Raw genomic sequence first — 23,353 nt, 5'->3', positions numbered from 1 at the left:
CCTCTCCCCCTCTCCCCCTCTTCCCCTCTCTCAATTAACCCGTGGTTTATCGTTGGCTCGACAACTCTCTCAAAGCGATACGTAAAGCGAATTGGTATCGAAGCCCCGTCGAAATTGACGGACGACCGGGGGCGGAAATCCAACTCGAGGGGCGACGTTTCGTCAATTTTGCGAGTAACGATTATCTGGGATTGGCTGGAGACGATCGCCTAGTCGCCTCCGCTGTCGAAGCCACGAAAACCTACGGAACCGGAAGTAGCGGATCGCGGTTACTCAGCGGACACCGACCGTTACATCGCCAACTCGAACGGGCGATCGCCAAGTTCAAACAAACCGAAGATGCGGTTGCGTTCAGTTCGGGCTATTTAGCCAATTTAGGAACGATCGCGGCTTTAGTCGATCGCCGCGATGTCATTTTCGCCGACGCCTACAACCATTCGAGTCTCAAAAATGGGGCGATTCTCTCTGGGGCGACGGTCTTCGACTACCCCCACAACGATCTCGACGCTTTAACGGCTCAGTTACAACAGCATCGATCGCACTATCGCCGTGGTCTGCTCCTGACGGATAGCGTCTTTAGCATGGATGGCGATATTTGTCAACTTCCCGAACTGCTCGATCTCGGCGATCGCTTCGAGTGTATGGTGATGGTGGACGAAGCCCACGGAACTGGAGTGTTTGGCGATCGCGGGTCGGGTTGTGTCGAGTCTTTCGGCTGTCGCGATCGCCCCTTAATTCAAATGGGAACCCTCAGTAAAGCCTTGGGAAGCCTCGGTGGGTACGTGGCCGGATCGTCGAGTCTCGTGGAATTTCTCCGCAATCGCGCCCCGACTTGGATTTACACCACGGGACTGTCTCCGGCCGATACCGCAGCAGCGTTAAAAGCGATCGAAATCGTGCAAACGGAACCACAACGACGGGTGAAGTTGTGGGACAACGTCAGTTATCTCAAACGTCGTTTGACGGAAACCCTTCCTTCTGACTTCCAACTACTCCCGTCGAATTCGCCGATCGTCTGCGTTCGCGTCAAAGACGCCGCCACCGTCCTCGCACTCGGAAACATCTTTCGCCAAGCCGGAATATTCGTTTCGGCGGTGCGTCCTCCCACCGTTCCCACCAGTCGCTTGAGAATTACGCTGATGGCGACTCACGAACGTCATCACCTCGATCGCTTAATCGATGTATTCGCACAACTTAAAACCCCAGAAATCCAGCCGTAAAGTTTTTTGGAAATTTACAAGTTTTGACGAAAGTTTGTCCGTTTTTTGAAGCTCGTCGAATTGGGAATTTCGCGATCTAGAACCGTCAGCGAGTCAAATTTCCGCTTCTCGGCAGCGATCGCGTTTTCCTTCAACTTATACGACTCCAGCGAGTGCTGACTCTTTCAGAGTGATACGTAGATCGGCGATCGAGTTTCCATAAATTTTCCGTATTTTCTCAATAAAAAACAACAAAATGTAACAAAAAATACAATCGTTTGCGTCTGACTTCCGTTAAAATACGGACTTGTTGGGTCAATCCTGCTTCCAGGGAAGGCGGCTACGGTTGCTCTTGCCGCTCGAGCCACCCTCTCCCTGGATTCCATCAATTAAGTCATCGGAGCGATCGCACGTCAGAGCTGATTTCGCCACTATTGCAGGAACGCTTTTCAGGTATTTCGAGACGTTGCGTGACGGAAACGGGCGATCGGTTGCGGAATACGGAAGGGGTTGCCAGTCACGCCGCGAAGAGATGAACTCGCTTTGCAGACCATACTCTGCGATTTTATCGGCGATCGCTCGTGCAGATTTTTCGATAAGACGAACGGAAAGAACAACGCAACACACGATCGTCACTCCCCTACGCTAAGCTAAACAGCACAGGGAAATTCCCCACGATCGAGAGGGCGTATCCATTGGGGCGACTTCCCGCACCGAAGGTCAGTCAGAGGAAGAGTTCGTCGTGCTAGATCTCAACAAAGTCAGTCAACTGTTAGCGGGAACGATCGAACACTTGCAGGAGGAAGCCACCGCCGCGCGAAAACGTATGGAACGGGCTGAGACTCTGTTCTTACAAGCCTGTCAGCATCAAGACGCCCTCGTCGAAGCCCAAGCACGATGGAGCGATCGCATTTGGTTTTCCGCCGCCACTCCCGTCGAACCTCTCGATACCCGTGTTTTACTAAAAGCACCGCCGAAAGCCCACACCGTCATCGCTACCGACGGTTCGCAAATCGCCCCCAACCAACACGAAATCGCCTATTGCTACCTCCTCAACATCGGACGGGTGGCGTTACATTACGGTCAAAACCGCCAACCTCTCCTCGATAGCATTCCCGAAGTGTTCTATCGTCCCGAAGATCTCTACGTTTCCCGCCAGTGGGGAATTCGCACGGAAGAGTGGATGGGATATCGCCGCACGGTCGCCGAAGCCACGGAACTGGCGGAGTTAGCCGTCAGCGTGCGCCTCCAACAGCGCAAACCGCCCATGTTGGCGATGGTCGACGGTTCGCTGATTTACTGGTTTTTGGACAGTTTACCCAACGAAGCGATCGATCGCATTCTTCCGCCGATTTTAGAGGCTTGGAACCGCCTTCAGTTGGCTGGGGTTCCGCTGCTGGGGTATCTCAGCGCCTCCCGCAGTAGCGAAGCGTTGCACTTTTTGCGGTTTCAAGCCTGTCCTTACGACAAACCCAACTGTTCGACACACTGTCCTTACGTAGCCCCGGAAGAAGGAGAAGTGGTGTTGAAGCGATCGCCGTGTCAGGTAGCCGAACCATTGCGGGATACGGTCTTTTGGGCGACGCGACTCCAACCGGGGGAACGGGGCTGTTTGTGGAAGTCCTCGAATCCGATTTTGAACCTGTACGGAGACCGTCAGACTGTTTATTTTTGTTACGTTCACGTGGGGACGGAAATCGCCCGTATCGACGTTCCCGCTTGGGTTGCTGGCGATCGGGATCTCTTCGACTCAGCACTGAGTTTGATGTTAGGACAGGTATATAAAGGATACGGCTACCCGGTTACGTTAGCGGAGGCTCACAATCAAGCTGTGGTGCGAGGAGGCGATCGCCATCGCTTTTTTGCACTACTAGAACGCCAGATGATCGAAGCGGGCTTGCAAAACGTGGGAACGTCGTATAAAGAAGCGCGAAAACGCCGCAGTATCGCTTGAGTTGAGTCGTGTTAGGCGAGCGAACGTCGTGGTTGAGAAATCTGAAAAATCTTCAAAAAATTGGTTTTGGGCGATTTGGGCGATCGTCCTGCTGGCGACGGGGATAGGGTTAGCGGCTTGTCAATCGATGCATTGGTATCAATCCAACCAACGCACCGACCTCTCCGATCGCTTAGAACTTGAAGAAATGCTGTTATCGCTGCGACAGATTCGTAAGGATTGGGACGCGATCGAACGACAACTTCGCGACGCACAAGCCGAACGCGATAAAATCCGCAATCCTGGGGAAACGAGATATCGCGAACTCACCGAACGGATCGAACGACATAAGCTGCAACGTCAAGATTTATTGGACAATACGTTTCGTCCGTTTACGACGGAATTTAAAAAACAAGAGAACCATCATATTTTGATATTGTTTTTAGATGTCGATCCGACACAAAAAAATAGCCCGAACTTTCGCGAAGAACTCGCACGAAAAAACACACCAGAATATATTACATACGTTCACGAAAATACAGCTTACAGCCTCGTTGAAAACAGTGTCAGCGATCGCAAAGCTCGAATTCGAGCGATCGACGATAATTTAATTCGTTGGGAAACCTGGTTTTTTGTCTGTTTGGTCGTCGCGACTGCCGATCTGATCGTGGCTGGGGCGTATCTTCTCATCGATCGATGGACGACCGAACAAGCCGAACGATTGAAACAGGCAGAAGAACGCTTTGAAGCCGCTCAAGCGAAGGTGAAAAATTACAGTTGGAATATTGCTAATGCGAATTTAGAGAAATACTACCAGCGTAATTTTTCAGAAAGCCAAATTATTTTTAGAATTAGCGTTTCTGTGATGGTTTTGAGCTTTGCAATTATCATCGTATCCTTGGGGATTGGGTTACTCCAAAGTTCTAACGCACCCTCGGTTTCTAGTTCGGCTTCGACGTTCGCTCCCTCCATCGACACGCCGTCTAGAGAGGAGGGAACGGCGGCGGTATCGACGATCGCATCGCAGCTAGAACACGAAACACCGTCCTCGAACGCGATCGATCGCCAGTCCATCGGTTTTGTCGGCGTTATCGCTGGAATCGTGACCAACTTTATCGGCGCGACGTTTATGGTGATTTACCGCATGACGAACCAGCAAGCCACTCGCTATTCAGAAGCCTTGGAACGCATTAACGACGTGGGAATGGCGATGGATATTCTCCACAGTGCGAGCGATTCTGCGCTGTCGGAACCGATTCTCAATGCGAAAGTAGAAATTGCGACGAAACTCATCGAACGATCGCGCGTTCGGGGCGATCGCGCCTGAGTCTGTTTTAAGTCTGCAACTGAACGAGTAAGGTTTCGCACTCGTCCGCCAGAGGAATACCCAATCCTCGGGAAATGGTTAAGGCTTGCTGACAATATGAAAAAGCGGTATCGCGATCGCCGAGCCGAGCGTACAGTTCGCCCAGGTTTTTCAACCCTTCGGCTTCCCCGTGACGATCGCCGATTTCCCGTGCGATGTCGAGGGCTTTTTCTAAAGCGTTGCGAGCGTCTTCGTAGCGTTCGAGTCGGATGTAGGTTTCGCCTAAGTTAGATAGGGCGATTCCCTCTCCTTCGCGAAAACTAATTTCGCGGGAAATTTCGAGGTACTGGCGCTCGCACTCGAGGGCTTTTCGGTATTCTCCCAAAGCATAATAGGCATAGCCGAGATTGCCCAAAGCTTGACCTTCCCCGAGGCGATCGCTCATCTCCCGCGAGATGTCTAAATCTTGCTCGTGTTGGACAATGGCGGCCGTGTAATCCCCCAGGGCGTGATAGGCTAGCCCCAAGTTACCCAAGGCTTGGCCTTCCCCGAGGCGATCGCCGATCTCGCGAGAGAGGGTTAAGGTCTGTTCGTGATGCTCGATCGCCCGTCGGTACTCGCCGAGATAGTAAAATTCCAGTCCTAAGTTTCCCAGAGCGATCGCGACGCTTTGTTGGTTTCCGAGAATTCGCGCGATTTCTAAATGTCGCTGGTGACACTCGATGGCCTTCGGGTAATCTCCGAGATAAGAATAGGCAGTTCCCAATCCCTTCAAACAGGTCAGGTCGAGTTCGAGACTGCTCTTTCCCAGTAGCTGCTCGTACAATTCGATTTGTTCGCGGTAGTATCCCCACACTTCGAGTTGTTTGTGAAGCTCGTCGCCGGTTGGCGTGTTGAGGCGCAGCAGGAGAATTTCCCGCGCCCGTTCCCAGTCATCAATTTCGCATAAATGGCGAAAGGCTTCGACGTACCCGCGCACGCGATCGAGATTGGAGGCGTTGGGAGCGGGTTCGTAGCGCGTCAACCAGTTGAGAACGGCTCGGTAGTGAGTCCGCTTCCAGCGAGGACTGATGGATTTGAGACCGGCGGCTTGTAAGTCCAGGCGACGGAGCAACGCGTCCTGAAAAGAAGGCGATCTCGGTTCCTCAGTATCGGACTTATCTGGGCGGTTCTCCATCGTCGAGATCGAGTTGCTGTAAGTGTTTGAGGGAAACGCTACGGATGAGGTTGTGTTGTCGCAGGAGAATGCGATCGTTTTCGACAATTTCTTCAACGAGATAGCGATCTCGCAGGGTTTCGAGGGCGAGATGACGAGCGAATTCGTCGCAATCCCAGTCTTCGAGATGGCTCAGCCAAAAGTCTTCGGGGACGGGAGTGCGATACACCGAAGCTTCGCAAAGCAAGAGATAGGCGTTGCGAGCTTCTCGTTCGAGACGGTTAAAAGTCCGCTCGAGCCGATCGCGAACTTTCAGGCGCAGGTGTCGCGTACATTGATGGAGTTGCCACCGATCGCTCGCAGAAGTGGTTGTCCCTGTTTTGGCCTCTGCGATCGCGTTTTCGACTTCCTCTATTTCTCGTCCGTATTTCTTCCAGTACGCTACCACATTTCCTCGAAACGGCGCGTTGGTAATTTCACCGGCAATCACCCGCAACGCGAGGGGGTGTCCCTCGTAGGCCGCACCGATCCGTTCCAGGTACGGACGATCTTGATGGCTCACTTTTAGCTCAGTTTTTGCGAACAGTGCCAACTGCTCCTCCGGCGTCAAGCCGCTGACGAACTGACAGTTCCAAAACGCTTCGTAACGGGGGGGAAGCTGACCGGGAAAGTCTTGTGACGTGAGAACGATGCGACTCGGGCAAGACTCAGCCGCCAAAACTCCCTCGAAAAACTGTGCCCACCAGGGATCTTGAAAATCGCTCCAGCCCTCGTCTTCGTTTCCCGTCAGGATCAGTTCTAGGGAGTCGATAATGAGTAAATAGGGCTGTTCGAGAAAGCGATCGATCGTGCGCTGCAACAGCCGTTCGGTATCTTTACAATCATCGACGGGAACGCCCCACCGCTGCCACCAGCGAGTGGCGACGCTCGCGAAATCCATCGCTTGACGTTCGTTTTCCAAGTTTTCGCGGAGAAGGTAGTGCCACTCTCCTCCCATCCAATCGTCGTGCAAGGCGACGGCGATGCGCTCGGCGAGGGCGGTTTTACCGATGCCTGTAATGCCGAGCAGTACGAGAATCCGACAGGATTGGCGCAGTTGCTGGGTCAGTTCTTCGACAAGATGCTCTCGCCCCACCCAGGCTTCGTCGTAGGCAAAGAAATCCACGATCGGTTCTGACGGTTCGACCGGCGATCGCTCAGTTGGTTCCGATGCTCGAACCTTCGAGATAGACGGGATTTCGGCGGACTCTACCACGGCTTTCCAGTCGGCCTCGACCGCCTCGCAGATAGCGATGAAGGTTTGCGATCGAATCGGCAATCCCCGCCAAAATCGCTTCAGCGTTGCCCGCGACGTCGAAGCCGCGTCGCACCAAGTATCGGAAGACTTCAACCACCCCTTCAACCGACGGGCGCGATCGACCAGTTCCAAGCCGCGAGGCGAGGCTTTTAGGGTTGCTGCCATAGGGTTTGAGACCTCCAGAAAAATTGCGAAAAGTTCAGTTTTGGATAATTTTTATCGAAGACTTGACAGAGCCAAAAATGAGCCTATAATGGACTTGTCCGAATCGAGCGATACCTCAAAACCTCCTTTATGGAAGGACTTGACGAAAATTAAAATCGTCTCGACAATCGACTCGTTTTCGGCTCATTTCAACTAACTGCTCTCGATATCTTGTCGTTCTACCCAGGAAAGCGATCGTGCAAACTCAAACCCCAGTCCAACAGCCCACCTACACCGCCCAACAACCGGTTGCCAGCCCCATGCCCTTCGGTTTTCCGATGCAAATGCCCGAAGCGGGACCTTCGAGCAGCATCCTCCTAATGCTGACCTTCTGCGTGTGGCTGTTGCGCCAACAACTGCGAGACAGCAAGTAAACCCGAGTACGCTCTCCCTTCAGATTTTAGCCTATTTTTGGCTCACTCGTTAGAGCCGTTTTTTTGGAACTATCATCGCATTGCATCATCAGAGGACATCTACAATGGAAAGCCAAATTCAACAAGTTTTCGTCGCCGAAGCTACGCTACAGCAACCGGCGCCCCCTCCCACTGTCACCAGTCAACCCGTGGTCATGCGCGTTCCGACCAGCGTTCCCGTTCAAGTTCCCGAAGCTACGCCGTCGAGTGGCGTGCTGCTGATGTTGACCTTCTGCGTGTGGCTGTTGCGCCAACGGATCGCCTGAAACTCCCCGTTCTCGCATCTCTGGCTAACTCTGACGCTCGCTGTCTTCAAACGCTTCTCGGCAAGACAGCGAGCGTATGTCTTGTTGGCCCAGAAGCCAGTAGGTGGTCATTTCTCCTTTGCCCTTAATCGTCACCGTTCCCCGCAACTCCAAACGGTAACGATGTTTCAAACGATGATATGTCGCTTCCGTCACCTGAATTTTACCGGGAAGACCCGAGGATTCCATGCGACTGGCAACGTTGACGGCGTCCCCCCACAGGTCGTAAATAAACTTTTTAATGCCGATGACCCCCGCGACCACCGATCCCGTCTCGATCCCCACTCGTAGCTGAAGGGGTTCGTCTAAGGTTCGATTGAGTTTGTTAATTTCCCGCTGCATGGCTAAGGCTAAGTCTGCAACGGCTTCGACGTGGTTCTCCATCTGGAGGGGCAATCCTCCCACAGCCATGTACGCATCTCCAATGGTTTTGATTTTCTCCAAGCCGTACTGTTCCGTGAGGCGATCGAAACTGGAGAAGATTTCGTTGAGCCAGGCGACCAAGACTTCGGGACTGACTCGCGACGACAACGCTGTAAACCCACAAATGTCGGCAAATAAAATCGTCACTTCCCCGAATCCCTCGGCGACGATATCCGGGTTTTCCTTGAGCCGTTCGGCGATCGGCGCCGGTAGAATATTGAGCAACAGTCGCTCGGATTTTTCCCGTTCGTTGATGAGTTCTTCGTTCGACTCGACTAACTGAGCCGTTCGTTCGACCACGCGCCGTTCGAGTTCCCGCGAAATTCCCCGCAACCGACCCACCACAAGGGTAAATCCCGTGACTGCCAAGCCTAAGATAGCGGCGACGAGCAGCGCCATCGTTTGCAGTCCGTGCCGCACTTGTTCTTTGATGTCGTCGAGGGGTTGTACGATCTCGAGGATGCCTCGCACGTCTCCAATTTTCCAGTCTCGTTTCGGACTGTCGGGATGGCGGTTGTGACAGCCGACGCAACTCGGACGCAGAATGTCGGCTCGGGCGTAGCGAAACGAAAGTCGCTGGTTAAGCGTTTCGATTCGGGTAAACTGGTCGTCGGGGTTGTGCTGTAGGTAGGCGATCGCCTCTCGCTCGAACTCGTCTTGAGGACCGCCCGTCTCCTGTCGCCACGGAAAGGGATAGTTGCTGTACAACCGCACGGACACGCCGGGATTGTTATCGCGGATGCGCTGTCCGAGTTCGATGAGAAAGGTGGCCGGAAGGGGAATCGCTCCCGGCTGAGCCAGGTAGTCGTGGGTGACGGCGATCCCTTCGACGCTACTGGCGCGACCGACGGCTTCGGAACTATAGAGGGTGCGGGATTCGCGAATGGCTTGGGCGTAGAGGCGGGCGTTCTGAAGCGCCTGCATTTCGATGATATCTGAGGAAATGTGAGCCATCGTCGAAAACGCGATCGCCGCACCGATCGCCAGCAACAGACTGAGGACGGCCACAGTATGGTGGTACAGCGAATTTTGGAGAAATACGAACAGTTTGGTGGCGGTGCGTTGCATAGAGGTTTCGTTCGCGCGATCGCGGTCGTCGTGCGTAGAAGTTTCGCGCCTTGTGGGGTCGATCGATGCTCCCTCTTTTCGGAACGGTTCCTCCTCGAGTCGTGACGGAGGGGGATATCGGCAGTCGCGCGATCGGGTTGCTGTCTCGAACCGATCGCGATCGGGGTTAGAAGTTTGAAGAATGGCTGTTGAAATTACGCCTATTATACGAACCGGCCGGACTGGCAGTTTTCCCGAACGTCTCGATCGAAACAGAGCCGTCAGTCGTCGTCGCGAAAGGGAAGTCTCGCAAATTCCCCGTTTCGTCCTCGCTGACAGAGCAGTTCTTTGCGTCCCCTAGGTTCGTAAATACAGCGAAATTGGCGGTCGAACGATCGCAGATCGCGTTTGTACTGCCCCGGATCGAGGTTGAGTTGGCGGCGAAACTGACTCCAAGATACGTCTACGACGCGGTTTCCACAGGTCAGTTCCACTTCGCCGCGTTCGAGTTCCAACAGTTCGGCGTCTTCGATTCGATCGACGCGACAGACATACGCTCGACGACGGCCGCAACCGGCGATCGCCCCCGAGATGGCAGCACAGAGGACGAGGATCGCGATCGCCTTAACGTTCGATTGCACGGGATTTTCTCAAATCAATTCAATCCCGTTTTAACATTGCGATCGCCCCTTCAACCAACTGCGGGTTCCAAACGACTGACAGGCTTGTGCGGCCACCTTCGACGCCGACGCTAACGCCTCGACGAAACTCTCTTGCAAGATGAAATGGCAAAACGCCCCGTGAAAGATATCCCCCGCCCCCAAGGTATCGATCGCCCGCACTGACGAAACGGCTAACTTCCCGGAAGTCCCGCGACTCCAGTAGACGATGGGGTTTTCGCCGTGGGTTATCGCCACGTGGGGGACGCCCAACCCCTGTAAATAGGAAAAAACCTGAGATGGCGAGGTACAGCTTGGCGGGAAAAAGTTCGCCGACGCGACGACGTAATCGGCGTACTGCAAGATGTCCTCGAATCCCGGTTTCCAGCTTCCGCCGTCTACCACAACGGGAATTTGTCGAGCGATCGCCTGTTTCGCCACTTCCGTCCCCACGATCGTTTGATGGCCGTCGATGAGGACGACATCGACCTGTTGCAGGGGATTTTCGGGAAGGCGATCGCACGGAAGTTGAGATTTCGTCGCGTTAATCGAGATCGCCGATCGCGCTCCGGTTGGCGGCGTCACCAAAATCGACGACACTGGAGGCGGGTCTGGTCGGTCGGGATCTAGATCGAACGAGACGACCCCGTAGGTCTCGAGATCCGATCGCACGATCGACGCCATCGGATGCGATCCCACCGCCGAGATCGTGCGTGCGGTATTACCCAAACTGGCGAAGGTGACGGCGGCGTTCGTTGCAGGGCCGCCCGCCGCGATCGTGTAGTCTGCGGCCACGAGTTTTTCGTCCGTCTGAGGGAGCCGTTCGGTAAGATAAATAAAGTCGAGAGTCGTTAAGCCGACAAATAAACCTTGCATCAGCGATCGCACTATACAATCATGTTAATTCAACTTTGCAGTCCTGAGACTCGCTTTCGAGGGGTCTCGATCGATAAAGGATAGTTCCGATCGGGAACGACACGGAGCGATCGAAGACCGTCAAATTTCGTGATAGTTCCGATCGCTTTTATTAAACTCGCAATAGTTCGATACGTCCAGACTCGCATCTCAACCATCCAAATGTTATAAAAATCACAATTTCGAGAAGCCAATCCTCGACATTTAAAAGCTCTAAATCGAGCGATCGAATTTGTATTAAGAATTTTTAATAAAAGCAAGCTATAATTTTATTCAATTCCTAGTTTCAAGCCGTTTAATTTTTTATAAAAAGATAACGAAGTACGTTTTATTTGTTCGAGCCGAGCCGCCTTTTTGAACCCGCCAATTTGCGGAAAGCCATGACACCGAATCCGATTTTCCCTTCTGATTTTTCTTCATCGACAGATGCCAACCGAAGCCGCCCCGAAGCCAAGATTCCCAGCGCGATCGAGGCGATTGTAGTCAGCAGTCAAAAGCACTTTTCAGGTCGGCTGGAAATCGCCGCCCCGAACTCGAAGAGTTGGGATTTGTACTACCGCCTCGGACGTATTGTCTGGGCTGGGGGAGGAACTCACCCTCATCGGCGATGGCAGCGATCGCTCTCGAAGATATATCCACAACTCGATCTCAGTCGTGCCAACGTTCGCAAGACGGACAAACAAACGGCGTGGGAATACCTCGTACTGTCAATTTTACTCAAACGCCAGCAGATCGATCGCGAAAGCGTCCAAGCGATCGTAACGGAGTGCGTTGTCGAAGTCCTGTTCGATATTTTGCAGGCGTCGCGATCTCAAAGCCTGACGGGAATCGGCTATGGGGAAGAGGCCCTCTCAGAATCCCTCGCGTTACTGAAAGTCGCCGACGTACTCACTGACGCTCGACTGCAATGGGAAGCTTGGTGTGAAGAAGGGTTGAGCGATTATCTCCCCAATACAGCGCCAGTGGTGCGACATCGCGAACAACTTCGCAGTTCGGTCTCGGATAAAGCGTATCGCAAACTGATCGTGTTAGCCAACTCTCGCAGTACGTTGCGGGATTTAGCCGTTTCGCTCAAACAGGATTTAGCCCGCCTGACGAAATCGCTACTCCCCTATGTCAGACGCGGGGCGATCGAACTCGTCGAAATTCCCGACTTACCCGATGGGCGATCGGAGCGAGGCGATCGCCTCGAAGATGCTGATTTCGAGAACGATTCGTCCTCCGAAGCCCCTTTGATTGCTTGTATCGACGATAGCCTACAAAACTGCAAAATCCTCGAAGTCATCGTTCGCGGTGCGGGATATCGTTTTATTTACGTTACCGATCCCCTCGAAGCGTTACCGACACTCATCAAACGACAGCCGAATTTAGTCTTTTTAGACTTAATGATGCCCGTAATCAACGGCTACGAAGTGTGCGCCCAAATTCGACGAGTTTCGGCGTTACAAGACATTCCCGTAGTAATTTTAACCAGCCAAGACGGATTGATCGATCGCGTGCGAGCCAAAATGGTGAAAGCCTCTGGATTTCTCTCGAAACCTGTCGATCCGAGTAAAGTGTTGGCCACGATGGACAAGCTGTTACCCATTGAGAGTTGAGAGTCGATCGAAAATTGCTTTTTTTGCTATTTTAGATAAAATTTCTGTGGTTTTTATGAATAGATAGGAGTTACAAAAAATGGTCGTTTCAACTGAATTTCAACAGTTGAGTTTTGAAGACTATTGCCAACTCAGCGATTCAGAAAACCGTTACGAATTGGTAAATGGAGTCTTAAGGCGGATGAATCCACCGACGATGGCTCACGCCCTTATTGCAACGTTTTTAACACAAGCCTTCTTAACCGAAATTCAGCGACTCCAACAACCTTGGACTTGCGTGCAGGGGGTGGGGGTGCGAACGGGAATTGCTAAATCCCGTCTTCCCGATTTGCTGGTCGTCTCGCTAGAATCAGCAATGGCACTGTGGGGACAGTCGGCGACGTTTGACACACCGCCGTTTTTAGCCGTGGAAATCGTCAGTCCAAGTTCGGTGACGGACGATTATCGATACAAGCGATCGGAGTACGGTGCGATCGAGATTCCTGAATACTGGATTGTCGAGGCGATCGAAACGCGAGTGACTGTGCTGCGATTGGAGCAGGGATTCTACGAGGAAGCAGTTCATACCGCAGACGAACCCATTTCGTCAGTGTTGTTTCCCGAGTTAACCCTGACGGCGACGCAAATATTCACCCTCGGCGGACAGTTGAAAGTATAGAGGTGGTTGTGGAAGGGGCGCGATCGCGGTTTTGACGCTCTCCTGGGAGTTTCAGGGAACGTCTGGGGATGGCTTTAGGCAGAGAAAACATCCCGACAGGCGATCGAATCTTGGTGAAGCGATCTCCGCTAAGCTACAGCTCTTGATACGAAGTGTCGGTCTATGTTAATTTTGTAGTATACTTGAAGTATGTTACAAAATTTCGACTATGGATATCCAAGAATTTCTCAAACGATATGAAGCTGGAGAAAAAGATTTTACGGGAATTTCTTTAAGAGGAGTCCATTTATGGAAAGAACTATCTGAAGTAATTTCAAGATCGATGGAATTTTCATTAAAAGATATTCTTTTCAAGAATTCAGAGTTATTAGAGATTGACTTCGATAGTGGGGGTGGTGTCACAGCAAATCTTTCTAATACAAATTTTCAAAATGCAAACTTAAGAGGGTCTCTTCTTTATTATTGCATTTTGCAGGGAGCTAATTTTCAGAATGCCGATTTAAGGCAGGTTAAAATTGGGCCATTTCTTCGTGACGCAAATTTCAGATATGCCAATCTCGAAGGTGCAAATTTGGAAAATGCAGATTTGGAACGTGCTGATTTTTACAAAGCCAACTTAACCAATGCAAATCTCCGACATACCAATCAAGAAAAAGCTGTAAACTTGCAAACAGCAAAGCTTGATGGTGCAATTTTTGGGTCTTTACACGACGTTTCGTATAAAGTTCGGCAATGCCAGAATTCCTCTGAAGAATTCAACCTTTATCTCGGGCATTACGAAGTCCATAAAAAAACACTCGAAAAGAACAATCCAGAAGAAATTCAACAGTTGCGAAATCAAATTATAAGAGAATACAGAAAATATAGAAAAAACCAGAAATTTTTTCAAACATCTTTCAAGTATTCTGAATTAGCAGGAGCGAACTTTAGTAATATCAATTTGGAAGGAATTAAATTATGCAACTTGAATCTTCAGGGAGCAAACTTCACTGGAAGTAATTTAAAAAATGCTGACTTTCGTTACTCGAATATTCAACAAGCCAATTTTAAAAATTGTAACTTAACCCATGCCAATTTTAATTATTCGACATTAGTGCAGTCGAATTTTCGGGGAAGCTCTCTTCAAGAAGCTTCTTTTGAAGAAGCCATTTTGTTTGAAGTCAATTTTCAGAATGCAAACTTGAGAGAAGCTAGCTTAAAATATGTTATGCTAGATCGTGCAAATTTACAGCAAGCCGATCTTTTGGGAGCTAATCTAAATTTTTCTTCTTTAGTGAAAGCTGATTTGACGAAAGCCAACTTAAGAGGTGCGGTGTTAGCAGATGCCAACTTCACTGAAGCTAATCTAAGTCAAGCCAATTTAATCTTAACCGACTTAAGTTATGTTAATCTCACAAATGCTAATTTATCACGTGCCAATTTAATGGGTGCGAGACTCGATCGCGCCAATTTAAATAATGCCTGCTTAGTTTGGGCAAATTTAGAATCGGCGTATTTAATTGAAACTAACTTAAGAAATGCGATCGGTTTCGATCGCGGACATCGTCTTTTTGATGTCACTTGCTGGAAAACAATTTTACCTGACGGACGCTTAGCAACCACTTCAGACCATTTTTAGAAAATTAGACGTTGCTCAATGGACATTCAAACGTTTTTTAAACAAATTTCTGAAACCGGAAAAAACGACTTTACTGGAATCACGTTCAGGGAAATTTGCTTCAAACAGGAACTCGCTCGCCTCGGATTGTCGAGTTCTATTTTGCAGCATATGAAAAAAATTGTCCTCAAAAATTCAGATTTAGTAGGGATTGACTTTTCGCAAGCAAATTTATCGGGGGCAGATTTTAAAAATGCTAATCTCCTCGGCTCGATTCTTCGATGTAACTTGCAAGGTGCTAATTTTGAAAATGCCTCTCTCAAACAGGTAGACTTCAAAAAAGCGAACCTATCTCACGTCAATTTCGATCGTGCAAATCTTGAAGGTGCAAATTTGGAGTTTGCCAATCTTGAAGGTGCGAGTTTTTACCAAGCTAATTTAAAAAACGCCAATTTTAGAAATGTAGATTTAGAAAAAATTGCAAATTTTCAAACTTCCAAGATCGATAATACAAAATTTGGGCGTTTACCTCGTATCGATCGCGCTAATGCATCCGATATGCGTTACGAGTCAGCAGCCTTATACTATGTATATCCGGTGAGTCGGGAATTTGTATTGACTCGGGATAAACTTTTAGAGGAATATCAGAAGGGAAGAAGAAATTTCAGCCAAATTGAGTTAAGCAAAGCGAACTTAAGCAATCTTAACCTCGAAGGGATTGTCTTAAGTCTATGCGATCTCAGAAATGTGGATTTTTCAGGAAGCAATTTAGCCAAATCGGACTTGAGCAAATCTGTACTGACTGGCTCGAATTTATCTCATAGCAACTTTGAAAAAGCGTGTTTTCAAAAAGCTGACTTATCTGAGTCGAACTTACAAAATGCTAACTTCAGCGAAGCCAATTTGGAACGAGCAAATTTGAATTTTGTCGATCTATTTCAAGCGAACTTATTCGGTGTTAATTTGAATCTTGGATCTTTAGTCGGATCGAATTTAACTGAAACCCATTTGAGAGGTTCCGTATTGACAGAGACTGATTTGACGGGAGCTAATTTGACTCGTGCGAATCTGATGTTGTCAAACTTAACTGGTGCAAATTTAACAGAAGCGAATTTATTGGATGCAACTTTGCCGTGTTCGAGACTCGATCGCGCTGTTTTATTCAAGGCTAATTTAACCTGTGCCGATATGAATAATTCGACTTTCATCGAAACAGATTTTAGAGCATCCAATAGTTCTTATGTAAATTTTGAGTATTCTATCTGCTGGAAAATGATTTTAGGAGATGGAAAAATTATCTTAGATCCCGAACGCTTCTGAACCCACTCAATGGGGGGAGACGATCGCGCGATCGATACCGCCGTTCCCCAAACGAGGGCGATCGCCCCTTCTCTCCCCGCCTCGATATACTAGACTTTGTGAAGGTCAACCCCCAGACAAGATCTAGAGGAGTGGTGTAGTATGTGCGGAATCGTCGGTTATATCGGGATGCAAGCAGCCAGCGAGATTTTGTTGGCTGGGTTGGAAAAACTCGAATATCGCGGCTACGACTCCGCCGGAATCGCCACCGTCGGGGAAGGTGAAATTCACTGCGTTCGCGCCAAAGGAAAACTGCAAAACCTGCGATCGAAACTCGACGGGATCGAAAACCCTTCGCAAATCGGTATCGGACACACGCGATGGGCGACGCACGGTAAACCCGAAGAGTACAACGCTCACCCCCACATGGACGTGGCGCAACGGATCGCGGTCGTGCAGAATGGCATTGTGGAGAACTTCCGAGAACTGCGCCTGGAACTACAACAGAAAGGCCACGAGTTCAAATCCGACACGGATACGGAAGTCATCCCGCACCTGATCGCCGAATACCTGGCTCGCCCGGAATCCGCCGCCCCCATAACCTTAGCCTCGTCGCCGTTTCTCGAAGCAGTTCGCCAAGCCGTCAACCACCTCGAAGGCGCTTTCGCGATCGCCGTCATCAGTGCCGACTATTCCGACGAGTTAATTGTGGCACGCCAACAAGCGCCACTGTCGATCGGCTTCGGACAGGGAGAGTTTTTCTGCGCCTCCGACACCCCTGCATTGATTCCCCACACTCGCGCCGTGTTAACGATGGAAAACGGCGAACTGGCGAAACTCACGCCGCTTGGAGTGGAAATTTACAGCTTTGCAGGCGATCGCATCAAAAAAAGTCCCCGAACCCTTACCTGGAACCCCATCGTTGTGGAAAAACAGGGCTTCAAACACTTCATGCTCAAAGAAATCTACGAGCAACCCGGAGTGGTGCGCGGGTGTTTGGAAGCTTACACCGACAGTACCTGGGAAGCCAGCCACGACACGCCCCCAGTGAACCTCGGACTCGACGAAAGCCTTTACGAAAATCTCGATCGCGTGCAAATCCTCGCCTGCGGTACGAGTTGGCACGCCGGGTTAATCGGGAAATACCTACTCGAACAGTTGGCGGGAATCCCTACGATGGTACAGTACGCCTCCGAGTTTCGCTACGCTGGCGCCCCCGTCACCCCCCACACCCTCACCATCGGCGTCACGCAATCGGGAGAAACCGCCGACACTCTCGCCGCGTTAGCGATGGAACAGGAACGGCGAAAACCCCTGAAACCGGAATATCAACCCCGTCTGTTAGGGATTACCAACCGTCCGGAATCCTCCCTCGGACACATGGTTCCCAACATAATCGACACCCACGCCGGAATTGAAATCGGTGTGGCGGCGACGAAAACCTTTGTGGCGCAAGTGATGGCGTTTTACGCCTTGGCGTTGGATTTAGCCTATCGCCGCAACACAGTTTCTAAAGAACGGATTCAAGAAATTCTAACGGGATTGCGGCAGCTTCCGGGGCAAATCGAGTTAGTCTTAGAAAGTCAAGAGCGCTACATCGAGGAGTTAGCCCACGAATTCGGCGACACCCAAGATTTCATTTTCCTGGGGCGAGGGATTAACTTCCCGATCGCCTTAGAAGGGGCGTTGAAACTCAAGGAAATCAGCTACATTCACGCTGAAGGCTATCCCGCTGGAGAGATGAAACACGGTCCGATCGCCTTGTTAGATGCGAAAGTTCCCGTGGTGGCGATCGCCATGCCCGGTTCGGTATACGATAAGGTTCTCTCCAACGCCCAGGAAGCGAAAGCCCGCGACGCGCGGTTAATTGGTGTCACGCCAATGGACGATAAGGAAGCCGCCGAAACCTTCGACGATTTGCTTCCGGTTCCCGTGGTGGACGAAATGCTCTCGCCGCTGTTGTCGGTGATTCCGTTACAGTTATTGGCGTATCATATCGCCGCCCGTCGCGGTTTGGATGTAGACCAACCCCGCAACTTGGCGAAATCGGTAACGGTGGAATAGGTTGTTTTTGGCGAACCTCGATCGCTCGTGAGAGGGGGAGAGGGGGAGCCAGGGAGAGGGAAGAAACTGCGAACTGTACTCACCGTTCACCGTTCACTGTTCGCTGATGTTGAGGGGGGATAGCTCGGCCGTGCAAGCCTAGTGATGGAAAGGTCTCCGAAGATCCAAGCTAGGAACTGAACATCAAATGATTAAGTTTGAGTAAGTTTTAGAGAGCGGTTCGTCGTGATTTACCAACATACGCAAATCGGTTGGGCAATTCTCGCCGCATTCGGTGCTGTCGCGGTGTTAATCGTGGGATTGATGCTGTTTCGTCCGTCTTGGATTCTCGATATTGGCGTTCTCGTTATCTTACTCCTGTTGGCGGTTGTCTTCGGAACGCTGACGGTTCAGGTGGGAAACGGGAAAGTTCGCTGCTGGTTCGGGCCCGGTTGGATTCGCAAGGAATTCGAGTTAGTGGCGATCGACGAGGTGTCTGTCGTCCGAAATCGCTGGTTTTACGGGTGGGGAATTCGCCTGACGCCGGAAGGGTGGATGTTTAACGTTTCGGGGTTCGATGCGGTACAGCTTCATCTGGCGACGGGGAAACGCTTCCGCATCGGAACGGACGAACCGGAAAAACTGGAAGCGGCGATTCGTCAGGGGATGGATGAGGTCGATCGCGATGTTTGATTGATTCTCCACGGAGACACAGAGGACACAGAGGGGTTTGGATTTTTCTGAGTTCCCCTAAACTCCTGTTCTCGTCTACCATCAAGACGGAATTTCACAACCCCACCATGACGATTAAGCTCCTCGTGTTAGATGTAGACGGGACGATCGCCGGAACGTCCAATCAAATTCGCGAACCTGTCAAAGCCGCCATTCGACGAGTCGCGGCTAACGGCGTCCCGGTGGCGATCGCTACTGGACGAATGTACCGTTCTGCGTTGCGCTTTCACCGGGAAATCGAGTCGCTGCTTCCCCTGATTTGCTATCAAGGCGCGTTGATTAAAGATCCTACTAACGGCGATCGCATCCACCGCCACACGCCGCTGTGTCCGAATTTAACCCGAGAACTCCTCGATTTTTTCGAGAGTCCCGAATGGCGCGATCGCCTCTCAGTTCACTTTTACATCGACGATCGCCTCTACGTGCGCGATTTGACCCCAGACACTCGCGCTTATGTCGAACGCTCTAAAATGGAGGCGATCGCCGTGGGCGACTTACGCAGCCTCGCAACCGCCCCCACGAAAGTCTTAGCTCTCAGTCACGATACGACGGCGATCGCGTCGCTGCTGCATCAAATACGCCAACGCTATACGCGACAACAACTCTACACCACCACGTCTGTGGCGACGTTCTTCGAGGCGGCGCATCCCGATGTCAACAAAGGGGACGCCGTGCGCTATATCGCCGAAGCCTGTTTGGGATTGCGCCCGGAAAACGTGATGGCTGTCGGCGACAACTGGAACGATCTAGAAATGTTAAAATACGCCGGAATTGGGGTAGCGATGGGCGACGCGCCAGATGAGGTGAAGGCGATCGCCGATTGGGTCGCTCCGACTGTCGAAGCCGATGGTGTCGCGGCGGCGATCGAACAGTTCTTAAGTTAAACCCATCGCGCTGACAACTCTTCCGTAAAACGACCGAGTTCGACTCCAAAAAAATACTGAGATCAGAAAGGACACCGACGACTGGCCGTGTTTCGTCTCGGTGTCCTTACTGGTTCGCTCCTCACACACTAGGTAATATAGCTGACCTTGCTGAGTTTGTCACCCCTTTTTCTCAAAATTTAAAAAATTCCTCATATTTCCTTACAATTCGGTGAGTGCCGAAACGCCCAAACCCGCTTCGAGCAGCCATTTTAACAACACTCGCGTCACCGCCAGCAATCCCAGGCGAACTTGGGCGATCGCGCGGGGTCGTCCGACAATTCGACAATCTCGGTGAAATGTCTCGAAGGCTTCGGCGAGACGGGTGGCGAGTTTGAGAATTTGTCGAGGTCGATCGGAGATCTCCTCCGCCACGAGAGCGTCCGCCACGAACGCGCACTCTGAAATCAGGTCACGTTCGCTGTGGCGGATACAGCGTAACTGGAAGTTTGAGGCGAGATCGAGCCAAGGAAGAGGGAAAGGCTCGACAATGCGATCGCCTTTGGGAGAATCGAGCCTCACGAACCCTTCGCGTTCCCCGAGACGGAGTAACGAACCACAACGGTAACACGCGTACTGTACGGAAAAGGGAACCTCAACCGAAGTTGAGGGATCTGACGTGTAGTTGTCTCTGTCGTATTGCAAGTCGTCGTTTTCCCAACCGCGATCGCAGGCGAGGTGTTGCAACCACTCCGCTAAAGCTGCATCCGCCACCGTCACGTCGAGAAATCCCGGCGGCGTGACGGACACCTCGAATTCCGGCGTTTTCCAGTGGTTGGCGATGTCGTTCGCCAAGGCGAGGCTGTCAGCGGGGGACGAGTAGACCTTCGCAAACTTCAACGCCACCGCCGATCGATAGCGGAGCCGATCGCGATCGCGCCCGAGTTTTACGGGAATTTCCGCTACCGGAATCGCGAAGGGAACCACCTGTTGAAGTCGATGTCGCAGTCGATCGCCGAGACTGGGAAAATTTGGCGTTACCATCTTTGTAGCAGAGGAGGGGCAAGAGGCGAAATTCACATGAAAACGAGCTTTTTCGAGAAACTGAACGATGCGATCGCCCGAAATCAGAGTTTACTGGTTGTCGGACTCGATCCCAACCCGGAAATGATGCCCGGAGGCGACGAATCGGGAGAACGTCTCGATTATCGGATGTCGGATTTGTGCGATTGGTTGACGGCGATCGTCGCAACGACCTGCGATCGCGTTTGTGCGTACAAACCCACCCTCGGCTTTTACCACGCCTTGGGGATTCCCGGTTTAGAACTGCTGGCGACGGTGTTACAAGACGTTCCCGACGAAATTCCAGTGATTCTCGATGCCAAACATAGCGATCTCAACACCGCCACAGCGTTCGCCAGAACCCTGTTTGAAACCTGGAACATCGATGCCGTAACGCTAAACCCCTACGCGGGACAAGATGCGGCTGCGCCGTTTTTAGTGTATCCCGATAAAGCGGTATTCGTTCTCTGTCGCACCTCCAACCCCACAGCGTCGCCGTTACAGGATTTTCCCTCGTTGCAGACGCCGTTTTACTTGCAGGTAGTGAAGGAAGCGCGACTGTGGGGACCGTTGGAACAGTTGGGGTTCGAGGTCGGAACTTCACAACCCGAGATTTTCCGCCAAGTTAGAGCGATCGCCCCGGAACGGTTGCTTCTCGCACGCAGTATTTGGTCCGAACCCGAACAACTCGACGCCTTATTGCGGGTGGGACTCGATCGCAACGGGGCGGGGTTACTGCTTCCGGTTCCCCAGGATTGGTTGAAACGAGACGATTTACCCGAACAGTTGGAGGAACTCAACGGCGAGATCGATCGCATTCGCCAAGACATCGCCCAAGACGCATCCACCTGCGAACTCTGGACGCCTGAAGGTGACAAACTCGACGCGGTTCGCGAATTTCCCCATCGGGATTTAATTTTGCAACTGTACGATCTCGAGTGCATCTTGTTTGGGGAGTACGTGCAGGCGTCCGGGGCGACATTTCCCTACTATATCGATTTGCGGAAAATCATCTCGAACCCGCAACTTTTCCATCAAGTGTTGCACGCCTACGCCGAGATTTTGCAAGGTTTGACGTTCGATCGCATCGCGGGGCTTCCCTACGGGGCGCTTCCCACGGCGACGGGGTTATCGTTGCGACTGCACCATCCGATGATTTTCCCTCGTAAGGAAGTGAAAGCCCACGGAACCCGACGCGCCATCGAGGGACATTTCCACCCTGGGGAAACGGTGGTCGTCATCGACGATATTTTAATTAGTGGCAACAGTGCCATTGAAGGAGCGCAAAAATTAGAGTCGGCGGGGTTGACGGTTAACGATATCGTCGTGTTTATCGACCACGAGAAAGGGGTTAAAGATCGACTGAACGCGAAAGGTTATCGCGCCCATTCTGTCCTGACGATTTCTGAAATTGCCGAAACCCTCTATCGATCGCAGCGGATCGATAGAGTTCAGTTCGAGGCGATCGCCCACAGCGAATCATTTTGATGTCAAGAAAAATTGCGATCGCGATCGCAGATCGACTGTAATATAGATCGCTGTCGTGCTTGACAGCGATCGCCTCGGACGCACTCTAGTTATCACAGTAAAGTTAGAGTGTTTGCGAGACACTAAAAATAGCCAAAGATAAATTAAAAAATTTTGAGGTGCTTGACAATGTTTCCACAAGTTCAACTGATCCCCGGTGCAATTCCTGCTATCATGGCATCGGCTACCGAACGCGGTTGCATTACTCTCACAGATCGCTACGGTTTAATGGCAGCAGCGTTAGACGAACACCTGAACGAAACTGACCGGCGCTGTGTCGATCGCTTGCTGAGAGCGGTGTTGCGCGGTCGGTTACAGATCGTTAGCTAGCGGTTCGACGAGATTTACACTGTGTTTCAAGATTTGTTGCAAGCCGTTCTCTACACTTGACCGAACGTTAATTTTTAAGTCGAGAACTGTTTTAACTCTCTAAAATTAAAAGAGGCAAGAACAATGCGATATTTGTTTAGAGGTGTGTTGCCCTTGGGTGACGCACCTTCACGATCTGAAGCATTTTTATTGAATTTTTTTAAACTTCGGACAGTTGAAGCGGAGGCGGTTCTGGCAGATAAGGCTTACGATGCTGATGAGAGAGTCAGGAAACCCTTAGCCGAGCGTGGGATTGAAGCCGTAATTCCCTCAAAAAAGATCCGCACTCAACCACTAGATTACGATCGCTTCTTGTATCAAGCGCGGCATCTGGTGGAAAGCTTTTTTGCCAGGCTGAAGCAATATCGAGCGATCGCCACCCGTTATGACAAGCGTTCGGTGAACTTTTTGGGGGGAATTTACCTGGCAGCATCTGTAATTGGGTTGCTCTGAATCTCCCCCATACACATCACGGTGATTTAGTCAAGTTTCCTAATTGATGACACGCCCTAGTCGCGATTCCCAGGTGCGAATACTGTTGTGTGACTTGCCCAGTACCCGGGCCGTCCCTCGGAGGCCCAGACCTTCGCTGCGAGCTTTGAGGGCGGTTTCCAACTAAATGTCGGCAGGGGTCGCCCACTAGACCTGACAAGGTTAGTGGGTGGGGAATGCCGACCACCAAACAACTCGAGTGCAACGAGTCCTTATTTTATTTCACGAGGCACTTCTTGTTGTTTAACGTACTCTT

At 51.3% G+C, this 23,353-nt stretch carries 21 protein-coding genes and 1 pseudogene; 15 read left to right on the top strand and 7 right to left on the bottom strand.

What is annotated here, in order from left to right:
* The first annotated feature begins 41 nt into the window (after nucleotides 1-41).
* The gene (gene bioF / locus POG22_RS14920; protein WP_498906127.1) at nucleotides 42-1,220 is read left to right on the top strand and encodes an 8-amino-7-oxononanoate synthase; all 1,179 of its coding nucleotides are present in this window, start codon (nucleotides 42-44) and stop codon (nucleotides 1,218-1,220) included.
* A 294-nt stretch (nucleotides 1,221-1,514) separates the two neighbouring features.
* Here the strand turns inward: bioF and POG22_RS14915 are convergent, their stop codons facing one another.
* Nucleotides 1,515-1,826 carry a hypothetical protein gene (locus POG22_RS14915; protein WP_498906126.1) on the bottom strand — a complete coding sequence of 104 codons (312 nt, stop codon included), beginning with the start codon at nucleotides 1,824-1,826 and terminating at the stop codon, nucleotides 1,515-1,517.
* 115 nt (nucleotides 1,827-1,941) lie between these two features.
* On the opposite strand from POG22_RS14915, the gene POG22_RS14910 reads away from it, so the two are divergent.
* Nucleotides 1,942-3,153 (top strand): DNA double-strand break repair nuclease NurA, encoded by a 1,212-nt coding sequence (locus POG22_RS14910; protein ID WP_498906125.1) that lies wholly within the window; start codon nucleotides 1,942-1,944, stop codon nucleotides 3,151-3,153.
* A 28-nt stretch (nucleotides 3,154-3,181) separates the two neighbouring features.
* A complete protein-coding gene (locus tag POG22_RS14905; RefSeq protein ID WP_498906124.1) occupies nucleotides 3,182-4,459 on the top strand; it encodes a TRADD-N-associated membrane domain-containing protein in 1,278 nt (425 codons plus the stop codon).
* A gap of 7 nt (nucleotides 4,460-4,466) precedes the next feature.
* Here the strand turns inward: POG22_RS14905 and POG22_RS14900 are convergent, their stop codons facing one another.
* Both POG22_RS14900 and POG22_RS14895 read right to left on the bottom strand, forming a co-directional pair.
* A complete protein-coding gene (locus POG22_RS14900; protein WP_498906122.1) occupies nucleotides 4,467-5,615 on the bottom strand; it encodes a tetratricopeptide repeat protein in 1,149 nt (382 codons plus the stop codon).
* Nucleotides 5,596-7,056 (bottom strand): ATP-binding protein, encoded by a 1,461-nt coding sequence (locus POG22_RS14895; protein WP_498906121.1) that lies wholly within the window; start codon nucleotides 7,054-7,056, stop codon nucleotides 5,596-5,598. Before POG22_RS14895 ends, POG22_RS14900 begins: the two co-directional genes overlap by 20 nt.
* A gap of 236 nt (nucleotides 7,057-7,292) precedes the next feature.
* Here POG22_RS14895 and POG22_RS14890 point away from each other — a divergent pair, with 236 nt between their 5' ends.
* Together POG22_RS14890 and POG22_RS14885 are read left to right on the top strand one after the other, a co-directional pair.
* Nucleotides 7,293-7,469 (top strand): hypothetical protein, encoded by a 177-nt coding sequence (locus POG22_RS14890; protein WP_498906120.1) that lies wholly within the window; start codon nucleotides 7,293-7,295, stop codon nucleotides 7,467-7,469.
* A gap of 104 nt (nucleotides 7,470-7,573) precedes the next feature.
* The gene (locus tag POG22_RS14885; RefSeq protein ID WP_017660490.1) at nucleotides 7,574-7,774 is read left to right on the top strand and encodes a hypothetical protein; all 201 of its coding nucleotides are present in this window, start codon (nucleotides 7,574-7,576) and stop codon (nucleotides 7,772-7,774) included.
* A gap of 24 nt (nucleotides 7,775-7,798) precedes the next feature.
* Here the strand turns inward: POG22_RS14885 and POG22_RS14880 are convergent, their stop codons facing one another.
* The 3 genes from POG22_RS14880 to POG22_RS14870 form a co-directional block, all read right to left on the bottom strand.
* Complete coding sequence (locus POG22_RS14880; protein WP_498906118.1) at nucleotides 7,799-9,304, bottom strand: adenylate/guanylate cyclase domain-containing protein; 1,506 nt, start codon at nucleotides 9,302-9,304, stop codon at nucleotides 7,799-7,801.
* A gap of 260 nt (nucleotides 9,305-9,564) precedes the next feature.
* Nucleotides 9,565-9,924, bottom strand: coding sequence for a hypothetical protein (locus POG22_RS14875; RefSeq protein WP_498906116.1), 360 nt, complete (start codon nucleotides 9,922-9,924; stop codon nucleotides 9,565-9,567).
* A gap of 30 nt (nucleotides 9,925-9,954) precedes the next feature.
* Nucleotides 9,955-10,818: a sugar kinase gene (locus POG22_RS14870; RefSeq protein WP_498906114.1), complete on the bottom strand. Its 864-nt coding sequence runs from the start codon at nucleotides 10,816-10,818 to the stop codon at nucleotides 9,955-9,957.
* Nucleotides 10,819-11,237: 419 nt separating this feature from the next.
* Between POG22_RS14870 and POG22_RS14865 the strand changes: the two genes are divergently transcribed.
* The 7 genes from POG22_RS14865 (at nucleotide 11,238) to POG22_RS14835 (ending at nucleotide 19,668) form a co-directional block, all read left to right on the top strand.
* Entirely contained in the window at nucleotides 11,238-12,455 is a 1,218-nt protein-coding gene (locus POG22_RS14865) for a response regulator (protein WP_498906112.1), read from the top strand.
* Between the two features lie 79 nt (nucleotides 12,456-12,534).
* Nucleotides 12,535-13,113: a Uma2 family endonuclease gene (locus POG22_RS14860; RefSeq protein ID WP_498906110.1), complete on the top strand. Its 579-nt coding sequence runs from the start codon at nucleotides 12,535-12,537 to the stop codon at nucleotides 13,111-13,113.
* Nucleotides 13,114-13,321: 208 nt separating this feature from the next.
* Nucleotides 13,322-14,731, top strand: coding sequence for a pentapeptide repeat-containing protein (locus POG22_RS14855; RefSeq protein WP_498906108.1), 1,410 nt, complete (start codon nucleotides 13,322-13,324; stop codon nucleotides 14,729-14,731).
* Between the two features lie 18 nt (nucleotides 14,732-14,749).
* A complete protein-coding gene (locus POG22_RS14850) occupies nucleotides 14,750-16,030 on the top strand; it encodes a pentapeptide repeat-containing protein (RefSeq protein WP_017660501.1) in 1,281 nt (426 codons plus the stop codon).
* Between the two features lie 141 nt (nucleotides 16,031-16,171).
* Nucleotides 16,172-18,073: a glutamine--fructose-6-phosphate transaminase (isomerizing) gene (gene glmS, locus POG22_RS14845; RefSeq protein WP_498906106.1), complete on the top strand. Its 1,902-nt coding sequence runs from the start codon at nucleotides 16,172-16,174 to the stop codon at nucleotides 18,071-18,073.
* 225 nt (nucleotides 18,074-18,298) lie between these two features.
* A complete protein-coding gene (locus POG22_RS14840; RefSeq protein WP_498906104.1) occupies nucleotides 18,299-18,745 on the top strand; it encodes a hypothetical protein in 447 nt (148 codons plus the stop codon).
* A gap of 107 nt (nucleotides 18,746-18,852) precedes the next feature.
* Nucleotides 18,853-19,668 carry a Cof-type HAD-IIB family hydrolase gene (locus tag POG22_RS14835; RefSeq protein ID WP_498906102.1) on the top strand — a complete coding sequence of 272 codons (816 nt, stop codon included), beginning with the start codon at nucleotides 18,853-18,855 and terminating at the stop codon, nucleotides 19,666-19,668.
* A 201-nt stretch (nucleotides 19,669-19,869) separates the two neighbouring features.
* On the opposite strand, the gene POG22_RS14830 is transcribed toward POG22_RS14835, so the two are convergent.
* Nucleotides 19,870-20,691 (bottom strand): DALR anticodon-binding domain-containing protein, encoded by an 822-nt coding sequence (locus tag POG22_RS14830; protein WP_498906100.1) that lies wholly within the window; start codon nucleotides 20,689-20,691, stop codon nucleotides 19,870-19,872.
* A 36-nt stretch (nucleotides 20,692-20,727) separates the two neighbouring features.
* On the opposite strand from POG22_RS14830, the gene POG22_RS14825 reads away from it, so the two are divergent.
* From POG22_RS14825 to POG22_RS14815, 3 genes and pseudogenes are all read left to right on the top strand, one after another.
* Nucleotides 20,728-22,197, top strand: coding sequence for a bifunctional orotidine-5'-phosphate decarboxylase/orotate phosphoribosyltransferase (locus POG22_RS14825; RefSeq protein ID WP_498906097.1), 1,470 nt, complete (start codon nucleotides 20,728-20,730; stop codon nucleotides 22,195-22,197).
* 168 nt (nucleotides 22,198-22,365) lie between these two features.
* On the top strand, nucleotides 22,366-22,566 hold the full coding sequence (locus POG22_RS14820) for a hypothetical protein (RefSeq protein WP_017660237.1): 201 nt from the start codon (nucleotides 22,366-22,368) through the stop codon (nucleotides 22,564-22,566).
* Nucleotides 22,567-22,785: 219 nt separating this feature from the next.
* A pseudogene (locus POG22_RS14815) lies at nucleotides 22,786-23,058 on the top strand (transposase); the annotation flags it as partial.
* Nucleotides 23,059-23,353 lie beyond the last annotated feature (295 nt).

It is taken from the genome of Geitlerinema sp. CS-897 (assembly GCF_028368005.1).
Lineage (GTDB): Bacteria > Cyanobacteriota > Cyanobacteriia > Cyanobacteriales > Geitlerinemataceae > Baaleninema > Baaleninema simplex.
Note: the sequence above shows the minus strand (reverse complement) of the source record. Positions and strands in the feature narration are given on the sequence as shown.